This window comes from Novosphingobium sp. HII-3, from assembly GCF_002916655.1.
GTDB lineage: Bacteria > Pseudomonadota > Alphaproteobacteria > Sphingomonadales > Sphingomonadaceae > Novosphingobium > Novosphingobium panipatense.
Window position 1 is genome coordinate 35600 of record NZ_PPSM01000047.1, and the last position, 21171, is coordinate 56770.

At 65.6% G+C, this 21171-nt stretch carries 20 protein-coding genes; 12 read left to right on the forward strand and 8 right to left on the reverse strand.

Going from position 1 to position 21171, the window contains the following annotated elements; all coding sequences use genetic code 11:
* Positions 1-174: 174 nt before the first annotated feature.
* The 4 genes from paoA to C2R25_RS15345 all read left to right on the forward strand — a co-directional run bounded on the left by paoA (position 175) and on the right by C2R25_RS15345 (position 5012).
* On the forward strand, positions 175-813 hold the full coding sequence (paoA, locus tag C2R25_RS15330; RefSeq protein ID WP_103730165.1) for an aldehyde dehydrogenase iron-sulfur subunit PaoA: 639 nt from the start codon (positions 175-177) through the stop codon (positions 811-813).
* A complete protein-coding gene (locus tag C2R25_RS15335; RefSeq protein WP_103730034.1) occupies positions 810-1760 on the forward strand; it encodes a xanthine dehydrogenase family protein subunit M in 951 nt (316 codons plus the stop codon). The genes paoA and C2R25_RS15335 overlap by 4 nt, the downstream gene beginning before the upstream one ends.
* A complete protein-coding gene (gene paoC / locus C2R25_RS15340; RefSeq protein ID WP_103730035.1) occupies positions 1757-3952 on the forward strand; it encodes an aldehyde oxidoreductase molybdenum-binding subunit PaoC in 2196 nt (731 codons plus the stop codon). The genes C2R25_RS15335 and paoC overlap by 4 nt, the downstream gene beginning before the upstream one ends.
* Positions 3953-4106: 154 nt before the next feature.
* Positions 4107-5012 (forward strand): LysR family transcriptional regulator, encoded by a 906-nt coding sequence (locus tag C2R25_RS15345; RefSeq protein WP_103730036.1) that lies wholly within the window; start codon positions 4107-4109, stop codon positions 5010-5012.
* A gap of 3 nt (positions 5013-5015) precedes the next feature.
* On the opposite strand, the gene C2R25_RS15350 is transcribed toward C2R25_RS15345, so the two are convergent.
* Positions 5016-6002 (reverse strand): aldo/keto reductase, encoded by a 987-nt coding sequence (locus tag C2R25_RS15350; protein ID WP_103730037.1) that lies wholly within the window; start codon positions 6000-6002, stop codon positions 5016-5018.
* Between the two features lie 188 nt (positions 6003-6190).
* Here C2R25_RS15350 and fumC point away from each other — a divergent pair, with 188 nt between their 5' ends.
* The 4 genes from fumC (at position 6191) to C2R25_RS15370 (ending at position 11466) form a co-directional block, all read left to right on the forward strand.
* A complete protein-coding gene (fumC, locus tag C2R25_RS15355; protein ID WP_103730166.1) occupies positions 6191-7573 on the forward strand; it encodes a class II fumarate hydratase in 1383 nt (460 codons plus the stop codon).
* Between the two features lie 209 nt (positions 7574-7782).
* A complete protein-coding gene (locus C2R25_RS15360) occupies positions 7783-9150 on the forward strand; it encodes an NCS2 family permease (RefSeq protein WP_103730038.1) in 1368 nt (455 codons plus the stop codon).
* 22 nt (positions 9151-9172) lie between these two features.
* Positions 9173-10423 (forward strand): guanine deaminase, encoded by a 1251-nt coding sequence (gene guaD / locus C2R25_RS15365; protein ID WP_103730039.1) that lies wholly within the window; start codon positions 9173-9175, stop codon positions 10421-10423.
* A 32-nt stretch (positions 10424-10455) separates the two neighbouring features.
* Positions 10456-11466, forward strand: coding sequence for an adenosine deaminase (locus tag C2R25_RS15370; RefSeq protein ID WP_103730040.1), 1011 nt, complete (start codon positions 10456-10458; stop codon positions 11464-11466).
* Positions 11467-11519: 53 nt separating this feature from the next.
* On the opposite strand, the gene C2R25_RS15375 is transcribed toward C2R25_RS15370, so the two are convergent.
* The 5 genes from C2R25_RS15375 to accD all read right to left on the reverse strand — a co-directional run bounded on the left by C2R25_RS15375 (position 11520) and on the right by accD (position 15958).
* Positions 11520-12053 (reverse strand): phosphoribosyltransferase, encoded by a 534-nt coding sequence (locus C2R25_RS15375; RefSeq protein WP_103730041.1) that lies wholly within the window; start codon positions 12051-12053, stop codon positions 11520-11522.
* Positions 12054-12248: 195 nt separating this feature from the next.
* Positions 12249-13196: an acetyl-CoA carboxylase carboxyltransferase subunit alpha gene (locus tag C2R25_RS15380; protein ID WP_103730167.1), complete on the reverse strand. Its 948-nt coding sequence runs from the start codon at positions 13194-13196 to the stop codon at positions 12249-12251.
* Between the two features lie 101 nt (positions 13197-13297).
* Positions 13298-14647 carry an acetyl-CoA carboxylase biotin carboxylase subunit gene (accC, locus tag C2R25_RS15385; protein ID WP_103730042.1) on the reverse strand — a complete coding sequence of 450 codons (1350 nt, stop codon included), beginning with the start codon at positions 14645-14647 and terminating at the stop codon, positions 13298-13300.
* A 13-nt stretch (positions 14648-14660) separates the two neighbouring features.
* A complete protein-coding gene (gene accB / locus C2R25_RS15390) occupies positions 14661-15113 on the reverse strand; it encodes an acetyl-CoA carboxylase biotin carboxyl carrier protein (protein WP_103730043.1) in 453 nt (150 codons plus the stop codon).
* On the reverse strand, positions 15110-15958 hold the full coding sequence (gene accD, locus C2R25_RS15395; RefSeq protein ID WP_103730168.1) for an acetyl-CoA carboxylase, carboxyltransferase subunit beta: 849 nt from the start codon (positions 15956-15958) through the stop codon (positions 15110-15112). Before accD ends, accB begins: the two co-directional genes overlap by 4 nt.
* Before the next feature lie 434 nt (positions 15959-16392).
* Between accD and fdhD the strand changes: the two genes are divergently transcribed.
* The 4 genes from fdhD to C2R25_RS15415 all read left to right on the forward strand — a co-directional run bounded on the left by fdhD (position 16393) and on the right by C2R25_RS15415 (position 19650).
* Entirely contained in the window at positions 16393-17208 is an 816-nt protein-coding gene (gene fdhD / locus C2R25_RS15400) for a formate dehydrogenase accessory sulfurtransferase FdhD (protein WP_103730044.1), read from the forward strand.
* Between the two features lie 89 nt (positions 17209-17297).
* A complete protein-coding gene (locus tag C2R25_RS15405) occupies positions 17298-18509 on the forward strand; it encodes a toxic anion resistance protein (protein ID WP_103730045.1) in 1212 nt (403 codons plus the stop codon).
* A gap of 6 nt (positions 18510-18515) precedes the next feature.
* Positions 18516-19214: a hypothetical protein gene (locus C2R25_RS15410; RefSeq protein WP_103730046.1), complete on the forward strand. Its 699-nt coding sequence runs from the start codon at positions 18516-18518 to the stop codon at positions 19212-19214.
* Positions 19215-19290: 76 nt separating this feature from the next.
* Positions 19291-19650 (forward strand): EthD domain-containing protein, encoded by a 360-nt coding sequence (locus C2R25_RS15415; RefSeq protein ID WP_103730047.1) that lies wholly within the window; start codon positions 19291-19293, stop codon positions 19648-19650.
* Between the two features lie 18 nt (positions 19651-19668).
* On the opposite strand, the gene C2R25_RS15420 is transcribed toward C2R25_RS15415, so the two are convergent.
* Both C2R25_RS15420 and C2R25_RS15425 read right to left on the reverse strand, forming a co-directional pair.
* Positions 19669-20211, reverse strand: coding sequence for a nuclear transport factor 2 family protein (locus tag C2R25_RS15420; protein ID WP_103730048.1), 543 nt, complete (start codon positions 20209-20211; stop codon positions 19669-19671).
* On the reverse strand, positions 20208-21017 hold the full coding sequence (locus C2R25_RS15425; protein WP_103730049.1) for an SDR family NAD(P)-dependent oxidoreductase: 810 nt from the start codon (positions 21015-21017) through the stop codon (positions 20208-20210). Before C2R25_RS15425 ends, C2R25_RS15420 begins: the two co-directional genes overlap by 4 nt.
* Positions 21018-21171 lie beyond the last annotated feature (154 nt).

Below are 21171 nucleotides of genomic sequence, written 5' to 3' on the forward strand. Positions count from 1 at the left end.
GGCACTGGCTGCAGGCTTATGCGCGATGAGCCATGCTCAACACAGCATGAAGCAATGAGGCATAGCGTATTCGTCTGACAGAAGGCACAATGTCTGCAAGGGCACACAGGCTCACGTCTCGGCAAGGATGGCGTGCGCCACACGAGCGCCGTTCCCGGCAAGGATGTTTCAGACATGACGGAAGGATACGGAGCGATCTCTCGACGCGACGTTCTCAAGACCGGTGCGGCCGGAGCCGCCATCGCCGGCTCGATCGGGCCGGGCCAGGCGGCCTTAGCGCAACCTGATCCGGCGGCGCCACCTCGCGCGGCGGTCGGGCTGAAGGTAAACGGCCAGGCGGTACGCCTCGATCTCGACACCCGCACAACCCTGCTCGATGCCCTGCGTGAGCATGTGAAGCTGACGGGGACGAAAAAAGGCTGCGATCACGGGCAGTGCGGGGCCTGCACGGTCATCGTCAACGGTCGGCGCATCAACTCCTGCCTCACGCTCGCCGTGATGCACGAAGGGGATGAGGTAACAACCATCGAGGGCCTTGGAACGCCGGAAAGCCTGCACCCGATGCAGGCTGCGTTTGTCGAGCACGATGGATACCAGTGCGGCTATTGCACGCCGGGCCAGATCTGCTCGGCCGTGGCCGTGCTTGAGGAGATCCGTGCCGGCATACCCAGCCATGTCACGGCGGACGTGTCGAAGCCTGCTCCGATGACGACGGTGGAGATGCGCGAGCGCATGAGCGGCAACATTTGCCGCTGCGGTGCCTACTCGAACATCGCAGAAGCCATGGCCGATGTGGCGGGAGTGAAGGCATGAGACCGTTCACTTACGAAAAAGCCACCAGCGCACAGGATGCCGCCGCGAAAGCCGCAGCCATGCCGGGAGCGCGGTTCATCGCCGGGGGGACCAACCTGCTGGACCTCATGAAGCTGGAGATCGAGACGCCCAGCCACCTCATCGACGTGAACGGCCTGGGCCTTGACCGGATCGAGGAGATCGACGGCGGCGGCCTGCGCATCGGAGCGCTCGTCCGCAACACCGATCTTGCCGCCGACCAGCGCGTGCGCAAGGATTACGCGGTGCTCACGCGCGCGCTCGTGGCGGGGGCGTCGGGTCAGTTGCGCAACAAGGCGACGACAGCGGGCAACCTCCTTCAGCGCACCCGCTGTCCCTACTTCTACGATACCAACATGCCCTGCAACAAGCGCAAGCCGGGGTCCGGCTGCGCCGCGCTGGGAGGGTTCTCGCGCCAACTCGGCGTCATTGGCACGAGCGATGCGTGCATCGCCACTCATCCGAGCGACATGGCCGTCGCCATGCGGGTGCTGGATGCGTCGGTGGAGACCATCCGGCCGGACGGCACTACCCGCGCCATCCCCATCGCCGAGTTCCATACGCTGCCGGGTGAAACGCCTCACATCGAAACGGCGCTGGAAAAGGGCGAGATGATCATATCCGTCGCACTGCCACGTCCCCGGGGCGGCACGCACATCTACCGCAAGGTGCGGGACCGTGCGTCCTACGCCTTCGCGCTCGTCTCCGTCGCGGCCGTGATCCAGCGCGACGGCAAGGGAGCAGTCGCCCTGGGCGGCGTGGCCCCGAAGCCGTGGCGGGTGGAGGAGGCGGAGGCGCTTCTTCCGCAAGGCCCGAAGGCGGTGGCGGACCGGCTGTTTGCCGGCGCCCGGCCGCGTGAGGACAACGCGTTCAAGCTCACTCTTGCCCAGCGCACCATCGCGTCGGTCATGGCGGAGGCCAAGGCATGAAGTTCGACAAGCCCGCAGGGACAAACCCGATCGACCGCATGGCGGTGGTCGGCAGGCCGACGCCGCGCATCGACGGACCTCTGAAGGTGTCCGGCAAGGCGCCCTATGCCTACGAGCAGCAGGATGTGCCCGGAAAGCCGGCTTACGGTTACATCCTGGGCTCGGCGGTAGCCAAGGGCACGATCAGCGCCATCGACACCACGCGGGCCGAGCGCGCGCCTGGGGTGCTTTCCGTCGTGACGCATCGCAATGCGGGGAAGCTCGGCAAGGGGCGGATGAACACGGCGCACCTGCTGGCTGGGCCCAAGGTTGAGCACTACCATCAGGCCGTCGCGGTCGTCGTCGCCGAAACCTTCGAACAGGCCCGCGCTGCCGCATCGCTCATCAATGTCGATTACGCGCGCGAGAGCGGCGCCTTTGACCTGGCCGCAGCCCGCGCCGGTGCGAAGGACGCGACGGGTTCCGACGCGCCCACGTCGGTGGGTGATTTCGCGGGAGCCTTCGCGTCAGCGGGCGTGCAACTGGACCAGACCTATACCACGCCGGACCAAAGCCACGCGATGATGGAGCCGCACGCCACCATCGCCGCCTGGGAGGGTGACAGCCTGACGATCTGGACGTCGAACCAGATGATCAACTGGGGCGTCAAGGAACTGGCCGCCACGCTGCAGATGCCGCCGGAAAAGGTTCGGCTGATCTCGCCCTATATCGGTGGCGGCTTCGGTGGAAAGCTGTTCCTGCGCACGGACGCGGTCATGGCCGCGCTTTCCGCTCGTGCCGTGAAGCGACCGGTCAAGGTCGCTCTGCAGCGCCCCCTGATCCCCAACAACACGACGCACCGGCCGGCAACGATCCAGCGCATCCGCATCGGCTGCGGCAGCGACGGCAGGATCACCGCCATCGGCCATGAGAGCTGGTCGGGCGATCTGGAAGGGGGCGGTCCCGAAGCGGCGACCCAGCAGACCAAACTGCTCTATGCCGGGGCCAACCGGATGACGGCGCTGCGCCTTGCAGTGCTCGATCTTCCCGAGGGCAATGCGATGCGGGCGCCTGGTGAAGCTCCGGGACTGATGGCGCTGGAAGTCGCCATGGACGAGATGGCGGAGAAGCTGGGCATGGACCCGGTCGCCTTCCGTGTGGTTAACGATACGCAAGTGGACCCGGAAGATCCATCGCGGCCATTCTCGCAGCGCAATCTCGTGCGCTGCCTGGAGGAGGGTGCCCGGCGCTTTGGCTGGAACCGTCGCAAGGCGCCGGGGCAGGGTCGCGAAGGCCGCTGGCTTGTCGGCATGGGCGTTGCCGCGGCCTTCCGGAACAACATCAACGGCAAGTCCGGCGCTCGGGTGCGCCTCGACCGCGCGGGAGGTGTCACAGTCGAAACGGACATGACCGATATCGGCACTGGCACGTACACGATCATCGCCCAGACAGCGGCTGAAATGCTTGGCGTGCCGCTCGCGAAGGTTACGGTAAAGCTGGGGGATAGCGCGTTCCCGGTTTCGGCAGGGTCCGGCGGGCAGTGGGGCGCCAACAGTTCGACGTCGGGCGTCTATGCGGCCTGCGTCAAGCTGCGCGACATGGTTGTCGGAAAGCTCGGCTTTGGCCCTGGAGATGCGCAGTTCGAGGGCGGGCAGGTCCGCGTCGGCAACCGTGTCGCCGACATCGCCGATGCCGCCAAGGGCGGTGAACTCGTGGCTGAGGACACCATGGAGTACGGCGACCTTGCCAAGACGTTCCAGCAGTCCACCTTCGGCGCTCACTTCGTCGAGGCGGCGGTGGATCGCTATACCGGCGAAACGCGCATCCGGCGCATGCTGGCGGTCTGCGCGGCGGGACGCATCCTCAATCCGATCTCGGCACGCAGCCAGGTCATCGGTGCGATGACGATGGGCGTCGGCGGCGCCCTGATGGAGGAACTCGCGGTCGACAAGCGCTTCGGCTTCTTCGTCAACCACGACCTCGCGGGCTACGAAGTGCCGGTCCATATGGATATCCCGCATCAGGACGTCGTCTTCCTTGACGAGGCGGACGACAAAGTATCCCCGATGAAGGCGAAGGGCGTGGGCGAACTTGGCCTGTGCGGCGTCGGCGCGGCGGTGGCCAACGCCGTGTACAACGCCACCGGCATCCGCGTGCGCGAATACCCCCTGACGCTCGACAAGTATCTCGACCGGCTGGGCGAAGTGGCCTGAATTCCCGGTCCCTCCCCGCCGGCATGGTCGGTGGGGAGGGCTGCCATCTTCTCCGCCACGTGAGCGGTGCCGGAATGCCGTGCGTTTTGGCGTTGCACAAGGGCATTGTCGCTTTCTACAAGCGAGCCTCATTCCAGCGACGGGAAACGCGCAGATGCCGTTCAGGCGTTCCGATCTTGCGGACCTCAGCTACTTCCTTGCCATCGCGCGGCACCGAAACTTCAGGAAGGCCGCAACCGAACTTGGCGTAAGCGCCTCGGCGCTCAGTCACTCACTGCGCGGACTGGAGGAGCGGCTGAAGGTGCGGTTGCTGAACCGTACGAACCGGTCGGTGACGCTTACGGCGGCGGGCGAGGAGTTGCAGGGCGCCATCCGGGAACCCTTCGCCGCCATCCACGAGGCGGAAAACCTCCTCAATCTCCATCGCGATGCGCCGACGGGGCGGGTCCGGATCAATGTCCCGGACGAGGCGGCGATGCGGCTGCTCGTGCCGGTCCTTCCGGAGTTCGTTTCGCGCTATCCGGACGTGGAGGTCGACATTTCCGTCGACAACACCATGGTGGACGTCATCGAAGCGGGGTTCGATGCCGGCATTCGCTTCGGCGGCACGGTACCGGAGGATATGATCGCCCAGCGGCTGTCGTCGGACTTTCGCTGGGTCGTCGCAGGGGCGCCCGGCTACTTCGAGCGGCACGGCGAGCCGAAGCACCCCGAGGACCTGATGCACCATCGCTGCATCAGGCTGAGGCTGGGCAATGGCCGTATGTACCATTGGGACTTCGAGCAGGGCGATGATGTTCTCGCGCTGGATGTGCCGGGAACGGTGATCGTGGACAACGCCAGTGCATCACGCGCGCTGGGGTTGAGCGGGATGGGGCTCATGTATGCGGCCGAACCCGCCATCGCGCCTCTCGTCGCGCAGGGCAGGCTGCGGCTTACGCTGGAGGACTGGGCCTCCCCCGGCCCAGGCTATTTCATCTACTATTCCAGCCGTCGGCAGGTGCCGCATGGCCTGCGGCTTCTGGTGGATCTCATCCGGGAGCTCCGGCCGCTGGGATAACGATCAGAAATCCTCCGTGTCGATGCTGGCATTCATCGCCGGGGAATAGCGATGGCCGCTGACGGTTTCCTGATTGATGAGCGCGCCCGCGCGTGAAAGCACCTCGGCAGTGACTGGAAGGTTGTTGGCGGCGTGGTTCTCGTCGAAGTGTACGACGGACCCTGTGCCCGGTATGGCATGGAGGTGCGGACCTTGCGCGAGCACCCAGGCGAGCGCAAGCTGCACGGCCGTCATCCCCGCCTCGGCCGCCAGCGCCGCCAGCTGGCGCACCAGTTCCAGATTGTCGGGCCAATTTTCGGGCAGGAAGCGGGGCATCGACCGGCGGATGTCGTTTGCCGGGAAGGCGTCGGGAGATGCTATGGCACCGGTCAGCGCGCCCCGGCCGACCGGGGAGAACGCCACCAGCGCAATGCTCAGTTCGCGGGTCGTCTCCAGCACGCCCAACTCCACGTTGCGCGTCCACAGCGAGTACTCGGTCTGTACGGCGGCCATGGGATGGACGGCATGCGCCTCGCGAATGTGCGCGCTCGACCATTCGGAGACGCCGTAGTGGCGTATCTTGCCGGCCTCTATCGCGCGCACCATGGCGCCCACGGAATCCGCGACGGGCGTGTCCGGATCGAACCGATGCATGTAGAACAGGTCGACGTGGTCGGTCCCCAGGCGCTTGAGGCTGGCGTCGAGCGAAGCGGTAATGGACTGCGGTGTGCAGTCGATCCCGCGGCGCTCCCCATCAAGGAGGATGCCGGTCTTCGTAGCCAGCAGGAAATCATCGCGGCGGGACATGATGGCCTCGCCCAGGATTTCCTCGCTCACGCCCATTCCGTAGATGTTGGCGGTATCAAAATGATCGCAGCCTGCGTCGAGGGCGTGGCGGAACAGCGCTACCGCCTCATCCCGCGAGGGGGCTGTCCCATATGCCCAGGCGACGTTCATGCATCCGAGGCCTACCGGTGCGACATCGCGGCCGGCAAGGGGGCGTTTGGTCATGCGCAGATCCTGTCCTTCAAGGTCGGTTACGCGAGGTCGACCATAAAGGGCGACCCGTCAAGACAGCCGGCCACACCACCCGCTTCGTCTTTGGCTTTGACCAACCTGCGTATAGCCGGAGTGGTAATGCCGTGCTGGAGGCCTATCTACCGCTTACCAACGCGATCAAGCGAAAGAGGTCCCGCTACATGGATACCCGCCGCGAATCCGACAGTATCGGCGAAATCGACGTCCCGGCCGACGCTTACTGGGGCGCGCAGACGCAGCGCAGCATTGAGAACTTTCCCTTCGGCGCGTCCGAACGCATGCCCCTCGCCATCGTGCACGCCCTTGCCCTCGTGAAGCAGGCCGCCGCCCGCGTGAACCGCAGGCACGGCCTTGATGGAGCCTTTGCCGACGCCATCGAGGTGGCCGCACGGGAAATCGTCAACGGGAAGCTGGACGACCAGTTTCCGCTCGTCATCTGGCAGACCGGCTCCGGCACCCAGTCAAACATGAACGTGAACGAGGTGATCGCCGGCCGGGCGAACGAGATCCTCACCGGAAAGCGGGGCGGCAAGGCGCCGGTCCACCCCAACGACCATGTGAACATGGGGCAGTCCTCCAACGACAGCTTCCCGACCGCGCTGCATGTCGCGGCGGCGCGTGCGGTGACCGACACGCTGCTTCCCGCGCTCGATCGGCTTCAGTTCTCGCTGGAGGCGAAGGTCGCCGCGTGGCAGGACATCGTGAAGATCGGGCGGACTCATCTGCAGGACGCCACCCCCGTCACGCTGGGGCAGGAGTTTTCCGGCTATGTCCAGCAGCTGCGTCTCGGTCGGGAGCGGATCGAGGCGGCGGTGTCTCATGGCATCTTGGCGCTGGCGCAGGGCGGCACGGCAGTCGGCACGGGCCTGAACGCCGCGCCCGGGTTCGACGTCGACATCGCGCGCGAGCTTGCGGATCTTACCGGGCTTCCGTTTCGCACGGCTGAGAACAAGTTCGAGGCGCTCGCGTCCAACGATCCCCTGGTCCATCTGTCGTCGACTCTCTCTACGCTGGCGGTGGCCCTCACGAAGATTGCGAACGACGTGCGCTGGCTGGGCTCCGGCCCCCGCTCCGGCCTGGGCGAGCTCGATCTCCCCGCCAACGAGCCGGGCAGCTCGATCATGCCGGGCAAGGTCAACCCGACTCAGAGCGAGATGCTGACCATGGTTTCGGCACAAGTCATTGGTAACCATCAGGCGGCGACCATCGGTGGACTTCAGGGCGCGTTCGAGCTCAACGTGTTCAAGCCGCTGATCGGGGCTGCGGTGATCCGCTCGACCGACCTCCTCGCGACCGGAATGGTCAGTTTCGCCGAACGCTGCGTGGACGGCATCGAGCCGAACCGCTCGCGCATAGCCGAACTGCTCGATCGCTCCCTGATGCTGGTGACCGCGCTTGCTCCCGAGATCGGCTACGACAACGCCGCGAAGATCGCCAAGCACGCGCACGCAGAGGGCCTGACCCTGAAGCAGGCCGCGCTCGCGCTCGATCTGGTGGACGAAACGACGTTTGACCGGCTGGTCCGCCCCGAAACCATGGTCTGAGGCGTCTTTCAAGACGCCTCTGCGGGAGCGTCGCGCCGGACACTCTGGTGTTCCCGCACGTTGACCCTGTTGCCGAAGTTCGCTCTACGCTGCGGCAGGCGTGCCGTCGCCAGTCTCGGAGGAAGGCAGGTCTGCGCCGCCTGCCACTTTCCCTTCAGGGGCGATGAGGGCAGGAGGAACTGGATCTCCACGCTGCAGGGGGCGAACACGTGACGGACGGTTTAACCAGGGGTTATGCACCAGCAACGGCGGCGAACGGCTGGCTCGATCGCCGCTTCGCCTTGACGGAGCGGGGGACGAGCGCGCGCACCGAAGTCCTGGCCGGGGTGACGACATTCCTGACCATGGCCTATATCGTTCTGGTCAATCCCGCGATCCTTGGGAGTGCGGGGATGCCCGTGGCAGCGGTAGCGGCGGCGACGTGTTTCGCGGCCGCCTTCGCCTCGATCCTCATGGGCCTTGTCGCCAACACGCCGCTCGCCCTGGCGCCCGGCATGGGGCTCAACGCCTACTTCAGTTTTACGGTCGTCCAGCAGATGGGCGTGCCATGGCAGGTCGCACTCGGCTGCGTGTTCATCTCCGGCGTGGCCTTCCTGGTGCTGACCCTGACCGGGGTACGGCAGCTGATCGTCAACTCCATTCCGCAATACCTCTTTGCAGCGGTGGCAGGGGGCATAGGACTGTTCATCGGTTTCATCGGCTTCAAGGACGCAGGGATAGTCGTTTCCAACCCCGCAACCTTCGTGGCGCTCGGCGATCTCAGGTCGCCAGGGGCGGCGCTTGCGATCCTGGGGCTTGTGGTCATCGGCGCGCTCAGCGTGTGGAACGTGCGCGGCGCGATGCTGATTGGCATCGTCACGACCACGGTGGTTGGATGGCTCGCCGGAATGGTCACCATCAATCCTGAACCCTATTCGCTGGAAGCCATGACGGGAACGGCGTTCCAGCTGGATATCGGCGGTGTCCTTGGCCTTTCCGGCAGGCACGGTCTGGGGCTGCTGGAGATCCTCTTCGTCTTCCTGTTCGTGGACCTGTTCGACAACATCGGTACGCTCGTTGCCGTCACCAAGAGGGCGGGTCTGATCGACGCGGAAGGGCGGATCCCGCGCCTCAACCGCATTCTCGTCACCGATGCGACCGCAACGATCGTCGGTTCGATGGCCGGTACGAGCACGGTGACCAGCTATGTGGAAAGCGCTGCGGGCGTGCAGGCGGGCGGGCGTACGGGCCTAACCGCAGTGGTGACCGGCGCGCTCTTCCTGGCGATGATGTTCGTGGCACCCTATGCGCAGGTGATCCCGCTTTCGGCGACCGCCCCGGCGCTGATCATCGTGGGCGGCCTCATGCTTTTGCCGCTCACCGAAGTGAAGTGGGAGGATCCCCTCGCGGCGATCCCTGCATACCTCACGGTGGCGATGATCCCCTTGACCTTCTCGATCGCCAACGGCCTCGCGTTCGGCATCACGGCGCACGCGGCGCTGAAGATCGCGCGCGGCACGATCACGCGCAAGGACGGGTTCCTGCTGTTGCTGGCGCTGCTTTTCATCTTCCGCTTCGTCTGGATGGGCAGCGCCTGATGCTCAGATGCGGTAGCCATCGATGACCTTGCGGGCGTTTCGAGGCGAGTTGCTATCCGTGCCGCAGGATCCTCGCGATGCACCCGACGCGGTGTGTCACGAACCTGACGGGTTGCTGGTGGTGGAAGATGGCCGCGTCGTGGCGCGGGGAGCCTACGAGACAACCCTGCGATCGTTTCCCGGCGTTGCCGTGGAGAAGCTGCCGGGTCTTGTGGTGCCCGGCTTCATAGACGCACACGTTCATTACCCGCAGACGGACTGTATCGCCTCCTACGGCGAGCAGCTCCTGGACTGGCTCGACACGCACATCTTTCCGGCGGAAAAAGCGTTCGCCGACAAGGACCATGCCGCCGAAGTGGCGGCGTTCTTCCTGGACGAACTGCTGCGCAACGGCACAACAAGCGCGCTGGTCTATCCCACGGTTCACGAGGCCTCGGTTGACGCGCTGTTCGAGGCGGCGCTTGAGCGGGACATGCGTATCGTCTCGGGCAAGGTGCTCATGGATCGTGGCCCGGAGGGGCTTGCCGACACGCTTGCCAGCGGGCGTGTTGCCACGGCGGCGCTGATCCGACGCTGGCGGGGACGGGGGCGCCTCGGCTACGCGGTGACGCCCCGCTTCGCGCTCGCCTCGAGCGATGCGCAGCTGGCCGATGCGGGCGCGCTTCTTTCCGAGTATCCCGAGGTGCTGATGCATACGCACCTGTCGGAGAACATCCACGAGATCGCGGCGGTGGCCGCTCGCTTCCCTGACAGCACGGATTATCTGGATGTCTATGACCGGTTCGGCCTGGTCACGGCGCGTTCGGTGTTCGCGCACGGTGTCCACCTGTCCGACAGGGCCTGCTCGCGGCTGCGATCGAGCGGCGCCGGCGTGGCGGTGTGCCCGTCGTCCAATCTGTTCCTTGGCTCAGGGCATTTCGATTTCGGACAGGCCGATCGGCATGGCCTGCGGCTGGGGCTGGGAACGGATATCGGAGCGGGGACGTCGTTCTCCATGCTGCAAACGGCAGGGCTGGCTTACCAGGCGGCTCTGGCGCGGGAGGACCGGCTCGACCCGTTCCGCGCGCTTTACCTCGCCACCGCCGGTAGCGCGGGTCTGCTGCGGATCGGCGACAGGGTCGGGAGTCTGCAGCCCGGGCAGGAGGCGGACTTCGTTGTGCTGGATTGCGCCGCGACGCCTCTGCTCGCACGCCGGACGGCCAACGCAGACCTTGCCACAAGGCTCTTTGCGCTCCAGATCCTCGGCGATGAACGCGCCATCGCCCGAACGTAAGTCATGGGCCGCTGTGCGTGGAAAAGGACACCATGACCGATTTTGACACCTTCATAGAAGGCCTGCCCAAGGCCGAACTTCATCTCCACATCGAAGGCAGCCTGGAGCCCGAGCTGATGTTCGAGCTGGCCCGGCGCAACGCCGTGGCCATACCCTTCGCTTCAGTGGAGGAAGTCCGGGCGGCTTACGCTTTCTCGAACCTGCAGGACTTCCTCGACATCTACTACGCCGGGGCCGATGTCCTGCGCACGCGAGCCGACTTCCACGACCTTGCCATGGCCTACTTCACACGGGCGGCGCGGGACGGCGTGGTTCATGCCGAACTCATGTTCGATCCGCAGACGCACACCGATCGCGGGATCCCCTTTGCGGAGGTGATCGAAGGTCTGCTGTCGGGAATGCGCGCCGCCGAGGCCCAGTTTGGCATCACGTCCAGCCTGATCCTCTCGTTCCTGCGCCACCTGAGCGAAGAGGCCGCCTTTGCCACGCTGGAGATGGCTGAGCCCTGGCTGGACCGTATAGCCGCTGTCGGCCTCGACAGCTCCGAGGTTGGGCATCCGCCCTCCAAGTTCGCCCGCGTCTTCGCGGCAGCTCGAGAGAAGGGCTTGCGCATCACGGCTCATGCCGGAGAGGAAGGCCCGCCGGAATACGTTCAGGAGGCGCTTGATCTTTTGAAGGTGGAACGGCTCGATCACGGCAACCGCGCGCTGGAAGACGAGGCGCTGGTCGCACGCCTCCTGTCCGAAGGCATGACGCTGACGGTGTGCCCTCTGTCCAATCTAAAGCTCTGCGTCGTGGAGGATCTGGCGGACCACCCGCTCGACCGGATGCTGGCGCTGGGCCTCAGGGCAACGGTCAATTCGGACGATCCGGCGTACTTCGGTGGCTATGTCGCGGACAATTATCGGGCCATCGCGAAGGCGCGAGGGCTGTCGAGGGAGGATCTGGTGACGCTGGCGCGCAACAGCTTCACCGGCTCATTCCTGCCGCGTGAGGCAGTAGCTCGCCATGTGGCGCGGCTTGAGGCCTACGCGGCAGGGTAGGTCAGCAATCGTGCATCCCCGGGCCAGCTGCGCTGGCCAGGGATGTATGACGTTCACCCCAGGCGTTCGGGGACCGAGCGCGCCTCGTCGACGATGGCATCTTTGGTGCCAACCGCTTCCCACGGGAAGACGAACCAGCGCTTGTCCTGATCGCGGTCGATCTCGTCCACATAGAGTTCGGCGACGGCTTTGGAGCGCGTGTTGTTGATCAGCACGGCGAAGCGCAGGTTGCCGGGCTCGCACCCGCTGTTGCCGAGCAGGTTGCGGATATATTCGATGGTGCCGCCGCTGTCGTTGATGTCATCGACGAAGAGCAGGCGCCGTCCTTCCGCGCTCATTCCCGCGACCTTGCGCAGCAGTTCGTCGGCAAAGCCCGGGACCTTGGCCGAGTGGTCGATCGAAAGCATCGGAAGTTCAAGCTGGTGCGAGATGAAGACCGCTGGAACGAGGCCGCCACGGCCCACGCCGATGATGAACTCGGGCTGCCAGTCACCGCCGCTGATCTTTCGTGAAAGCAGGCGCACCTTCGCAAGGAAGTCTTCGTAGAACTCGAGGTAGTGCAGTTCGGGCTCGGCTGTCTGGCTCATGCGGCGCGAATCCTGTCCGTCGATTTAGGGAAAGCGGGGCGGATATCCGCAGTCCGGTTCAAGAGCAATCGCAGGAAGGGCATCTTCGGTTCCTGCAAGCGCAAAGGGCGGAGCCGTTAAACGCAGCCGGCAGGCCGGAGGGGCTGTCGCTCTGCCGGCACAAGCCCCGGGAGTATCTCCCGGGGGCCGCGCCGGTCAGAGGGAGCCGATCGCCAGGAACCGCTCTTCGCGCTGGCGAACGAGCTCGGCTGCGGACCGTCCGGACAGCGCATCCAGCTCCCGGCCGATGGCTTCCGCAAGGGTGCGCGCGGTTGCGGCCGGATCGCGGTGCGCGCCGCCGTTGGGTTCGGGTACGATGCTCTCGATGACGTTGAGGGCGAGGAGATCCTGCGCCGTTACCTTCATCGCCGTCGCCGCGTCCGCGGCCTTGTCGGCCGTGCGCCAGAGGATCGACGAGGCGCCTTCCGGCGAGATCACCGAATAGACCGAATGTTCGAGCATCAGGACCGTGTTGGCGGCAGCAATGGCGATCGCGCCGCCCGAACCGCCTTCGCCGACGATCGCGGACACCATCGGTACGCCGAGGGCGAGGCACGCCTCGGTGGAACGGGCTATGGCTTCGGCCTGGCCGCGCTCCTCGGCTTCGACGCCCGGGAACGCGCCTGCGGTATCGACCAGCGTCACCACGGGCAGGCCGAACTTGCTGGCCATCTCCATGAGGCGGATGGCCTTGCGATACCCTTCGGGCTTAGCGGAGCCGAAGTTGTGCTTGATGCGGCTCGGCGTATCGTGGCCCTTCTCATGGCCCATGACCATGACCTTGCGGCCGTCCAGCGTGGCGAAGCCGCCGATGATCGCGGCGTCCTCGCCATAGGTGCGGTCGCCCGCAAGGGGTACGAAGTCCGTAAAAGCCAGGCGGATGTAGTCCAGGAAGTGCGGGCGCTGCGGATGACGGGCCACCTGCGTCTTCTGCCAGGGCGTCAGCTTGGCATAAGTGGCGGCCAGCATGGCAGCGCTCTTCTTTTCGAGCCGGCCAATCTCGCCATCGATGTCGAGATCGCTGCCGTCGGCGGTGGCGCGCAGTTCAGCGATGCGCGCTTCCAGCTCGGCGATCGGCTTTTCGAAATCCAGGAACGAAATCATGCTCATCCAGTCCGTGTCGTCGGCGCACCCGCCGATACCACTATGCCTTTATTCCACAGGTGCCGCGAGGGCGGACCTGGGTCCGCCTTCGCGCCGTCTCGTCAGCTCACGCGCTTGGCGAGCCACTCCTCCAGCCACTTGATCGTGTAGTCCCCGCTCTTGAACTCGGGGTCTTCGAGCAGCGCCTGGTGCAGCGGGATCGAGGTCTTAACGCCGTCGATCACCATCTCCTCCAGGGCGCGCTTCAGGCGCATGATGGCGCCGTTGCGGCTGCGGCCCGAGACGATCAGCTTGCCGATCATCGAATCGTAGTACGGCGGAATGCGGTAGCCCGCGTACAGGCCGCTATCGACGCGCACGTTCATGCCGCCCGCCGCGTGGTAGCCCTTCACTTCGCCGGGAGACGGTGCGAAAGTCCAGGGATCCTCCGCGTTGATGCGGCACTCGATGGCATGGCCCTTGAACTCGATCTGGTCCTGCGTGAACGCCAGATCCTGCCCGTCCGCGATGCGGATCTGTTCGCGCACCAGGTCGACGCCGGTGATCGCTTCCGTCACCGGATGTTCCACCTGAAGGCGGGTGTTCATCTCGATGAAGTAGAACTCGCCGTTTTCCCAAAGGAACTCGATAGTGCCGGCGCCGCGATAGCCCATGTCCGCCATGGCCTTCGAAACGATGCCGCCCATCCGGTCGCGCTCTTCAGGCGTGATGACTGGCGAAGGGGCTTCCTCAAGCACCTTCTGGTGCCGGCGCTGCAGCGAGCAGTCGCGCTCACCGAGGTGGACGGCGTTGCCCTTGCCGTCGCCGAACACCTGGAATTCGATGTGCCGGGGGTTGCCGAGGTACTTTTCCATGTAGACCGTGGCGTCGCCGAAAGCCGCCTTGGCTTCCGAGCGGGCCTGGCCCATCTGGCTTTCCAGTTCCTCGGCGTTGTTCACGACCTTCATGCCGCGCCCACCGCCGCCCGAAGCCGCCTTGATGATGACGGGGTAGCCGATCGTCTCCGCCAGGGCCCGTGCCTCGTCGAAGTCCTCGATGGCACCGTCCGAGCCGGGGACGAGCGGGAGGCCGAGGGCACCGGCGGTGCGCTTGGCCTCAACCTTGTCCCCCATGGTGCGGATGTGCTCGGGCTTGGGCCCGACCCACTTCAGGCCATGCGCCTCGACGATCTCCGCAAAGCGGGCGTTCTCCGAGAGGAAGCCGTAGCCGGGATGGATCGCGTCGGCGTGCGTGATTTCGGCGGCCGAGATGATGGCGGCTACGTTGAGGTAGCTGTCCTTCGCTGCCGGCGGCCCGATGCAGACGGCATGGTCGGCAAGGCGCACGTGCATGGCGTCCGCGTCAGCGGTCGAGTGGACGGCGACGGTCTCGATGCCCATCTCGCGCGCGGCGCGGTGGATGCGCAGCGCGATCTCGCCGCGGTTGGCAATCAGGAGGCGCTTGATGGCCATGAACGTACCGACCTCAGGCGATCACGACGAGCGGCTGGTCGAATTCGACCGGCTGCTGGTTGTCGACGAGGATCTGGGTGATCGTGCCGGCCTTGGGCGCGACGATCTGGTTCATGACCTTCATGGCCTCGACGATGAGGAGCACGTCGCCGGCCTTGACGGTCTTGCCGACCGAGATGAAGTCGGCGGCGCCGGGCTCGGGGGCGAGGTAGACGGTGCCGACCATCGGCGACTTCACGGCATCGACCGGCGCTGCGGCGGGTGCCGCTTCGACCGGAGCTGCTGCGGCGACCGGAGCCGGTGCGGCCGCAGGCGCATAGGCCGGGGCGACGGTTGCCGCCATCTGCTGCACCAGCTGGCGCGATACGCGGATCTTGGTGTCGCCTTCCTCGACCTCGATCTCGGACAGGCCGGTCTCGGCCAGCAGTTCGGCGAGTTCGCGAACCAGGGCGCTATCGATATTCACGCGACTTCCTTTCGTTCAAGGTATCCGAGCAGCGTTGCCAGCGTGCCTTTGAGGTCCTTGCGATGGACCACCATGTCCACCATGCCGTGCGCATGGAGGTACTCGGCGCGCTGGAAGCCGTCGGGGAGTTTTTCTCGGATCGTGTCCTGGATCACGCGCTGGCCGGCGAAGCCGATGAGCGCGCCGGGTTCGGCGATCTGGACGTCGCCCAGCATGGCGTAGCTGGCCGTGACGCCGCCGGTGGTCGGGTCAGTCAGGACGACGATGTAAGGCAGCCCCGCGGCAGCGAGACGGCGCGTGGCGACTGTCGTCTTGGGCATCTGCATCAGAGAGAGGATGCCCTCCTGCATGCGGGCGCCGCCGGCTGCGGTGCAGATGATGTAGGCGCAGTTGTCCGCGACCGCCTTCTCGACACCGGCCACGAAGGCTTCGCCGACCGCCATGCCCATCGAGCCGCCCATGAAGGCGAAGTCCTGCACGCCCAGCACGGCCTTGCGGCCGTCGATCGTGCCCGCCGCATTGGTCAGCGCGTCGGGATAGGGGTTGGCGGCGCGAGCGGCCTTGAGACGGTCGGGGTATTTCTTGGTGTCGCGGAAATTCAGCGGATTTTCCGGCACCTTGGGCGTAGGCAGCACCGAGTAACCGTCATCCAGCAACAGGTCGAAGCGGGTCTTCGTCCGGATGCGACCGTGATGCTGGCAGTTCGGGCACACCGAGAGATTGGCCTCGAAGTCCTTGGCGAACAGCATCTCGCCACAGCTCGGGCACTTCATCCAGAGGTTATCGGGCGTATCGCGCTTTGCGAGGCTCGATATGGAATTGCGGACCTTGCTGAGCCAACTCATTTCGGTTTCGTACCAATCCTGCAGAAAAAGAGCTTTCGAGACGGCCTTCTGCCCTGTTCGGCGCATCCCGATCACGTCCGGCCGCGACCCGGATCGCTCGTTTTAAAAGCGCCGGAGCCGGTACGAAGGGCGCCCATTAGAGGAATCCGCTACGAGGTCGCAAGCCAATTCGGGTTGCGCGCTTGGCATTTGGCTTGCGGCGCCATCGCCGGGGCGTAACGGGAGGGCGATGCGCGGGGTGATGTTGGATACTAAAATCGCGGGTTTGTGCCTCTACTGCAATGTTGTCGGGCGTTTTGTATCCATGCGACAGGATGCGCCCATTTCGGTCTCCCGACCGTTTCAAGGGTTGTCGAACGGGTCCGGCACCGAGTTTCCGGATTGGGCAACCGCCGCGCACGAAAACCAGCCGACAGGAGCGTCGAACCTTGGAAATGCCTGGAGCCATCGCGATCAACACGTGGCGCGATACGTACGACGGCCGACCGGCCGAAGCCGGATCCGTCGCCATCCCGGCCGAGGCGCCGATCGCGATCGAAACGAACGGCATCGCCTACGCCGTCATGATGGCGACCCCGATCGAGATTGAGGATTTCGTCACGGGTTTCCTCATGGCGGAAGGCCTCGCTCTGCCGGACGAGGTTGGGGACGTGGCGGTCCACGCGACATCGGGGGAGCAGTGGGGAACCGGCTACGTGGCACGCGTGAACCTGCCGGGAGAGCGTCTTGGGCCGATTCTGGAGCGGGCACGCCGGCGGGTGGGGGACAGTTCCTGCGGCATCTGCGGGATCGAGGGGGTGGAAGCGGCGCTGCGTCCGTTGCCGCCGGTGGTGCGTGCCTCCTCCGCGACGCCGCAGGCGATCCGCCGCGGCCTTGAAGCGATGCGTGAAGGACAGGTGCTGGGCCAGCGGACACGGGCGACTCACGCGGCAGCCTTCTGCGACGAGCAAGGGCGGGTGCTTGCCCTGCGGGAGGACGTGGGGCGTCACAACGCGCTGGACAAGCTGGTCGGCGCGCTGGCGCGGCAGGGCATTTCGCCGACCACCGGTTTCATCGTGATGACCTCGCGCTGTTCCTACGAGCTGGTGGAGAAGACGGTGCGTGCGGGCTGTCCGCTGCTGGTGACGATCTCGGCGCCCAGCGATCTCGCGGTGCGCCGGGCTGCCGCCGCCGGGCTGGCGCTGGGGGTGGTGGCCCGCGACGATTCGATGCTCATGGTCGATCCCGATCGGCCGTTCGTCGAGGACTGAGGGGCAGTCGCCTCCGGTTATCCTTGCAGTCGGGCAGGCCCGACCATAGGTTTGCACGCAACCGGGTTTTCACGAGGATTTCGCGCACAATGGCAACCACTGCCACCGACACTGCAGGGGAACTGAAGCTCACGCCGCCGGACCCTGTTCCCACCATCCAGCCGGAGCGGGCCGCCGGGCTGGTCGCCATCGGGGATGAGGCAAAGTCGAAGCTGCAGGTTCGGGTCGACGAGTTCGTGGATGATCTCGTCTCGCAGGACGCCGCCTCGCCCGAGTTCGGGCGCCGCGTGGACCAGATCACCAACATGGGTCGCAAGGAGATCTCCGACGCGTCCAGCCACTCCAACCGCTTCCTGGACCGCCCGGTGCGCGCGATGGACAAAGAGGCTGGCGTCGGGGCCGATCTGGCCGAACTGCGCCGCACGGTGGAGGATCTCGATCCCAGCCGGAAGGGCAACCTGCTTGCCCCGCGCAAGCTGTTTGGCGTGATCCCGTTCGGCTCCAAGCTGCGCAACTATTTCGACGGCTACCAGAGCGCGCAGGGCCACATCAGCGCCATTCTCGCCCGCCTGCAGGGCGGCAAGGACGAACTGCTGATGGACAACGCCGCCATCGACGTGGAACGTCAGAAGCTATGGGCGGCCATGGGCAAGCTCGAGCAGATGATCTACATGGCGCGCACGCTGGACGAGGCGCTGGAGCAGAAGGCGAACGATCTCGATCATACCGATCCGGCGAAAGCCAAGGCGCTGCGGGAATCGGCGCTTTTCTACGTTCGCCAGCGCACGCAGGACCTGCTGACCCAGATGGCAGTGTCGGTCCAGGGCTACCTCGCGCTCGACCTCGTCAAGAAGAACAACGTCGAACTGGTGAAGGGCGTCGACCGCGCCTCGACCACGACGGTCGGCGCACTGCGCACGGCGGTCACGGTGGCGCAGGCCATGGCGAACCAGAAGCTCGTGCTCGACCAGATCACCGCGCTGAACACGACCACGGCCAACATCATCGACGGTACGGGCCAGATGCTCAAGGACAACACCGCCCGCATCCATGAACAGGCGGCGAACTCCACGATCCCCCTCGAAACGCTGAGCCGCGCGTTCCAGAACATCTACGACACGATGGATTCGATCGACACCTTCAAGCTGAAGGCGCTGGATTCCATGAAGCAGACCGTGACCTCGCTGGAGAGCGAGATCGGCAAGTCCAAGGCCTATATCGCTCGCGCTCAGGGGCAGTCGGAAGGGCTGGCTGCCGGGGACGATGCGGCGGCGCGGACCCTGCTGGAGGCGCTGGACTAAGCGACGATGGCTCAGGTTCCCGCACGCGTATCACAGGAAATCGTGCGTGCTGCCCGAAGGCAGCGTGCCGCCCGGCTCTACAACGCCCGCAAGGAGCAGTGGCGCTTTCGCATGCGCCGGTTGCGCCGTGCGTTCCTGGCGATGGCCGGCATCTACATCGCCGGCCTCGTTGTCGCGCTGGCTCTGGGCGGCGTGTCCTTCATGGCCTCGTTGCTGACGGTGCTGCTGGGGTTGGGCGTATTCCTGGTCCTCTCCATCTACCCGGCCACACCGCGCACGCACGTCGAGGACCTGAGCTCCGCCAGTCTGGCGGAACTCGCCGGTTCGACCGAGCTTTGGCTCGAAGGCAAGCGCAAGGCGCTGCCGAACGCGGCGGTCGACGCGATCGACATGATCGGCGTCCGACTGGAACAGATGGCGCCGCAGCTCGCCGTGCTGGACGAACGCGGGCCCGCAGCCCGCGAAGTGCGCAAGCTTCTGGCGGAGCATCTGCCTGAGATGGTCAACAGCTACACCCGCATTCCGCCGCAGCTGCGCAGCAAGGCCGGACCGGGGGGGAGCAGCCCGTCGGAGCAGCTTGTAGACGGCCTTTGCGTCATCTCCGACCAGATCGAGGCGATGAGCGAGGATCTGTCCCGGAACGACATCGACGCACTGGCCACGCGGGGCCGCTTCCTTGAGGTCAAGTACCTCGATCGCGAGTGATGGATCGCCGGGGCGGCGGGCGACGGCGGCTCTGCCGTGATACGTGCCTTTTCCGATAACAAGGAGAGGCAAGGCAATGGCATACAAGATCCTGCTGTTCATGAAGCGCCGGCCCGACCTGACGGTCGAAGCGTTCCGCGATTACTACGAGACACGGCACGCGCCCCTTGCGGAGAAGTATTCCCAGGGCGTCACCCGGTACATCCGCCGCTACGTGGATCCGCAGCCGCACCCGGAGACCGGCACCTTTACGGACGGACCGGACGTGATCACCGAATTGTGGTTCGATGACGAGGCGATCTACCGCGCCACGCTGGGGTACATGACCAAGAGCCTGATGCCGGACGACATTGTCGCGGACGAGGCGAACCTGTTCGACCGATCATCCTTCCGCATCGCCACTGTGGTCGAGCATGAGACGGACTTCGGCCGTTAGACCGGCACCCGGTGTCGCCTACCAGCGCAGACCCTCTTCCCTTGGCTTCCAGGTGATCGGGCGTTCGTAGGACGGATCTTCGCGGCTCCACTGGTGCTTGAGGAAGCCCTTGATGGCGTCGGAGAAGACCCAGCCTGGATCGGCATCGGCGGTCATCTCGATGGTGCAGCGACGGACCACGATGCGCCATTCGCCGCCGCGCTTCTCCAGCCGGTCGAGATAGCGGCCAAAGGCGATCGAGGTCTTCTGCGAATCTTTCCAAAACAGACCACCCACCACGTAGGTCTCGCAGTTGGCGACAGTGCCGTCGATCTCGCACAAGTGGTTCGTTATGTTGTGGCTGGTAGCCTGGAAGGCCCCGCGATGTCCGGCGTTGGCGCGCTCCGGATAGTCCGGGGCGACAGTGACCACGGCGCCGTGTTCGTCGACGCCGTCTTCCCACCAGCAGGAGGCGATCTGCGCGGCGTCCTGCCGATCACGCGCCCGGCACTCGCGCACGATGCAGTCGAGGATGTCCTGCCGGTCCTTGAGGTAAGCGACGGTCGCTTCGAGGTCAGTCATGCCTGCGCTCCATGGGTTGAGAGCAGGCCGATGATGCCGCCATCGACGCGGATGTCGCAACCGCTGATGTACGAGGCCGCCGGTGAACAGAGGAACTCGGCGACCGAGGCGATTTCGTCCCCGTGCCCCATGCGCTGCTGCGGAACCTTGCCGATCATCGTGCGCAGTTGCTCGTTCGCTTCGGCTTCGGCGCGGCCCATGGCCGTGTCGATGAAGCCGGGCGCGATGGAGACGATGCGCAGCCCCTGCGCGCCATACGCCGGCGCTTCGCGTTCGACGATGCCGATGACGGCGCGCTTGGATACCGCGTAGGCCATGCCGGGGTGGTCCATGAAGGAGGCGATCCCCTCCCGTTCGCCGGTCATCACGAAAGTTCGGATCGCGCCGAGGAGAGCAGGGTCGCCCAGCATGTATGCCGACACGGAGGAGATCAGCACGGCGCAGCCACCGTTCGCGAAGTGAGGGAGCACGGCGGCGACGAGGCGGTTCGTCGCCTCGTAATTGACCGCAAAGATCCGTGGTCCGTCGCTCATCGTCGGCGAAAGCCCGGCGGTGTGAATCAGCGCCGCGATCGGTTCCCCCGTCAACGCGCCGATCAGATCCTGCGGGAAGTCCGGAGACGCGATGTCGGCGGCAAGGATTCGAACTTTGCCCGCGTGGGGCCGCAGTTCCTCCGCCAGGGCTTCGAGCCGCGCCGCGTCAAGGTCGCAAAGCAGGAGAGGGCGGCCCTGGGCTGCGAAACGCTGCGCGGCGGGACGGCCCATCCCCCCCGCGGCACCCGTGATAACGACGGTTCCGGTGCTCATGCTCTCTCCTCTGGCTGGCGGCACGCCTACGCAGAAGCATGCAGCAGGCGGGGAGCTAGAGGCGCGGGCTCCGGCGGATCAAGCCCATGAGCCACGGCATCGCCAAGGCGTTTCATGCTGATAAGAGCCACTGGTTCTCATATTCTCTTGCATC